Origin of the sequence: Mesorhizobium sp. M2A.F.Ca.ET.067.02.1.1 (assembly GCF_004023285.1) — a bacterium.
GTDB lineage: Bacteria > Pseudomonadota > Alphaproteobacteria > Rhizobiales > Rhizobiaceae > Mesorhizobium.
Genome location: NZ_RZSB01000560.1, coordinates 1 through 3,957, shown reverse-complemented (window position 1 = coordinate 3,957; position 3,957 = coordinate 1). Strand labels below are relative to the sequence as shown.

Genomic DNA, 3,957 nt, shown 5'->3' with positions numbered 1-3,957 from the left:
ACGTCGAGCACCTTGCCCTGGTCCATGACCAGGATCTGGTCGCATTCGGTCAGCGAGGCGAGCCGATGGGAAACGATGATCATCGTGCGCCCGCTGGCGATTCGCATGAGATTAGAGCTGACCACGGCCTCGCTCTCCGGATCGAGCGCGCTCGTCGCCTCGTCGAGGATCAGGATGGTCGGATCATGGATCAGCGCGCGGGCGATTGCCAGCCGCTGCTTCTGGCCGCCGGAGAGGTTGGGGGAGCCTTCCTCGATATAGGTGTCGTAGCCGTTCGGCATGCGTTCGATGAACTCGGCGGCGCCCGCCAGTTGAGCGGCACGCATGGCGTCGGACAGCGTCAGGCCGGGACGGCCGGCAATGATGTTGTCCCGGATCGAGCCGCGGAACAGAAAATTGTCCTGGAGGACGACGCCCAGTCCCTGGCGAAGGTGACGAAGATTGATTTCCTTGAGGTCGACCCCATCGAGCTTGAGGAAGCCGCTGTAGTCGCGATTGATCCCCTGCAACAGCCGGGCAATCGTCGATTTGCCCGAACCGCTGCGGCCGACAATGCCGAACATCGTGCCGGCCGGAACGTCGAAGTTGACACGGTCGAGCGCCGGTGTCTTGGTGCCGATATAGCTGAAGGTCAGATCGTTGAATTTGATCTCGCCGACCAGCTTTGGCCGCAAACCGGCGGAATTGGAACTGCTTTCCAAGGGGCGGTTGAGGACCGAAGCGGTTTCGCCGATTGCCGCGCCCACCTCCTCATAGTCCTCGACCAGCCGCGCCAGGCCGACCAGCGGCTGGGCGACGCGCTGTGCGATCATCATGAAGGCGAACAGGCTGCCGACCATATAGCCCGACCCATCGCTCATCGCGAGATAGGCGCCGATCAGCATAGTGCCGAGGACCATGACACGTTCGATCGGCGTGACCAGGGTCTGCGGCCAGTTCGCCAGTTGCCCGAAGGCGAGACGCGCCTTGCCTGCGTCGGCCACGCGTTCGTCCCATAGCGCCTTGCGCTGCGGCTCGAGACCGAGCGCCTTGACGGTCTTGATGCCGACGACGGTTTCGCCGAGCGCGGCTGCCTTCCAGGTCTCGGCGTCGACCACGCTCTGGTAGCGTCGGCGCAATGGCGCAAGGAAGGCGAAGATGATCGCCATGATCACGACCGCGCAGGCGAGCACCATCCACGCGAGCGTCGCGTTGATGTAGAATATCACCGGGATCAGGACGCAGAGCGTGATCAGGTCCAGGAACGTGCTGAGCAGCTTTCCGGTCAGGAACTCGCGGATGCGATAGATCTGCGCGAGGTGGTACATCGTCTCACCCGCCGGGTGACGCTCGAAATAGTCGAGCGGCAGACGCAGCAGCCTGCCGAAGACATGCAGATTGAGCTTGGTGTCCAGGCGGGCGCCGACGACGTTGATGATCAATCGTCGCGCATGGCCGAGCAGCGTCTCGTAGGCGAAGACGACGGCGATGACCGCGGAGAGGAGGACTAGGGTCGAGACACTGCTGAACTGCAGCACCTTGTTGACCACCGTCATGACGATGAGGGGCGGCAGAATGGTGAGGATGCTCAGCGTGAACGAGGCGATGCCGATGTCGCGCAGCGGCCGGCTCTCGAGTCGCACCAGATCGACCAGCCAGGCGAAGGTGAATGGCGCGTCCGCCGCAATGTAGGAGCGCGCCGCCCGCAACAGGATCGCCTCGCCCGACCATACCTGCAGCAGGCGGAGCTCGTCGATCGGCACGGCGTCCGCGTCATCGGGCGCATCGACGCTTCTGAGCAGAACGACATTTTGCTCGGCGCTCGCTCCGATGAGGAGACCGGCTCCGCCATCATTGAACAGCAGGACGATCGGACCAGTGTGCTCGAAGCGCAAGAGATGTGACCAGCGTATGCGGAGCGCGCGCGACCACATTCCGGCGTTCTGCGCCCATTGCGAGAGATCGGAGGCGTTTGGAACCGAGGCCGCGCTTGTCGCCCTGAATTCGTTCGGGTCAAGCTCGACGCCGTGATAGCGGGCGACCTGCAGCATTGCCTTGAGGCGCGGCCCGATGCCGTCAAACGCAGGGGGCCCGCCGGGGATCCGCTTCGCCGCGCTCTCAATCCCGCCGTCCCTGTCCGCTTTCACGTCCGCACGGATCGGGACCGGCTGGGCTTCGGTGTTTCGAGGCACGCTTACCATGCACTCCCCCTGCGACCCACAAGCGAGGGTTCGTGGACGCTCCCGGCACACCGCCTCGGCCAGAGCTTCCGGCAAGTTCCATCATAGCCTGAACAGTCTTGGAGGACGAGCCCTTGGCCCCTGTCCCGGACGTGCGTATGCGGGCCCTGCGTTTCCGCGGGACCCGCATGCATTGTTTTCGAACAACACTCAGCCATTCGGCTTCAGAATATCCTTCAAAGCCTTGTTCAGCGTATCGTCGGTCTGGCCGTAGCCGGCACCCTGCTTGCCCTTGTCCGAAGTCAGGTCGGAAGTCGCGCCGGACGGCTTGTTCTGGTTCTGGCCGAAGCCCTTGACCGTGTTGAGAACGTTCAAGAGATCGGTCGTCGCCGAACCGACGGCCTGGCTGACGAGGTCCTTGAACGAACCGGAGCCGCCATTGCCGTCCGAGCCGGATTGCAGGAACTGCTTGGTGTCCGTCAGCCCCAGCGTGCTGGCCGTGACGTTGGCACCGCCGCTGTGGCCAGGCGCGCCGTCGTTGTCGGTGCCGTCATTGTCGTGACCCTTGCCGGGGTTGCTGCTGTCGCTTCCGTCTGGATCATTGCCGCCACCATTGTTGCCATGCTCGGTGTGGCCGGTCCCGCCTCCGTGGCTTCCGGTTGCGCCAGTCGGACCAGGCGCACCCGTGGCTCCGGTGGCTCCCGTTCCACCTGTAGCTCCGGTCGCACCGGTCGCTCCAGTCGCGCCAGTCGCTCCAGTGTCACCGGTCGAGCCAGTGGCACCCGTTGCTCCGGTCGAACCCGTCGCTCCGGTGGCTCCAGTTGCGCCTGTGGCTCCGGTGGCTCCAGTCGCGCCAGTCGCTCCAGTGTCACCGGTCGAGCCGGTGGCACCCGTTGCTCCGGTCGAACCCGTCGCTCCGGTGGCTCCGGTCGCACCGGTGGCACCCGTCGAACCCGTTGCTCCAGTCGCCCCGGTGGCTCCGGTCGCACCTGTAGCTCCGGTCGAACCCGTTGCTCCAGTCGCCCCGGTGGCTCCAGTCGCGCCTGTGGCCCCGGTCGCACCCGTTGCTCCAGTCGCCCCGGTGGCTCCAATCGCGCCTGTGGCCCCGGTGGCTCCGGTCGCGCCTGTGGCTCCAGTCGACCCCGTCGCTCCAGTCGCCCCGGTGGCTCCAGTCGCACCTGTGGCACCGGTCGAGCCCGTTGCTCCGGTTGAACCCGTCGCTCCGGTGGCTCCTGTTGCACCTGTGGCTCCGGTCGAACCGGTGGCACCGGTCGAGCCAGTCGACCCGGTCGAACCAGTCGCTCCGGTTGCACCCGTGGCTCCGGTCGAGCCAGTCGCTCCGGTCGCGCCAGTTGCTCCGGTCGAACCCGTTGCTCCGGTCGAACCCGTAGCGCCCGTCGAGCCAGTGGCTCCGGTCGATCCAGTCGCTCCGGTTGCACCCGTGGCTCCGGTCGAACCTGTGGCTCCGGTCGCACCCGTGGCTCCAGTCGAGCCCGTAGCTCCAGTTGCGCCTGTGGCTCCGGTCGATCCAGTAGCTCCGGTTGCACCCGTGGCTCCGGTCGAACCTGTGGCTCCGGTCGCACCCGTGGCTCCAGTCGAGCCCGTAGCTCCAGTTGCGCCTGTGGCTCCGGTCGAACCAGTCGCTCCAGTCGCACCCGTTGCTCCGGTCGAGCCAGTTGCTCCGGTCGAACCCGTTGCTCCGGTCGAACCCGTAGCGCCCGTCGAGCCGGTGGCTCCAGTTGCGCCTGTGGCTCCGGTCGCACCAGTCGCTCCAGCCGCACCAGTTGCTCCGGTCGAG

2 protein-coding genes and 1 pseudogene are annotated in these 3,957 nt (G+C 65.9%); all 3 read right to left on the bottom strand.

Going from position 1 to position 3,957, the window contains the following annotated elements; all coding sequences use genetic code 11:
- Nucleotides 1–2,126 (bottom strand): peptidase domain-containing ABC transporter (locus EOA28_RS27520; RefSeq protein ID WP_245501606.1); only part of this gene is annotated, 2,126 nt, incomplete at its 3' end.
- A gap of 243 nt (nucleotides 2,127–2,369) precedes the next feature.
- Nucleotides 2,370–2,534, bottom strand: coding sequence for a hypothetical protein (locus EOA28_RS40480; protein ID WP_210214170.1), 165 nt, complete (start codon nucleotides 2,532–2,534; stop codon nucleotides 2,370–2,372).
- Between the two features lie 493 nt (nucleotides 2,535–3,027).
- Nucleotides 3,028–3,957 (bottom strand): annotated as a pseudogene (locus EOA28_RS40475) (hypothetical protein); the annotation flags it as partial.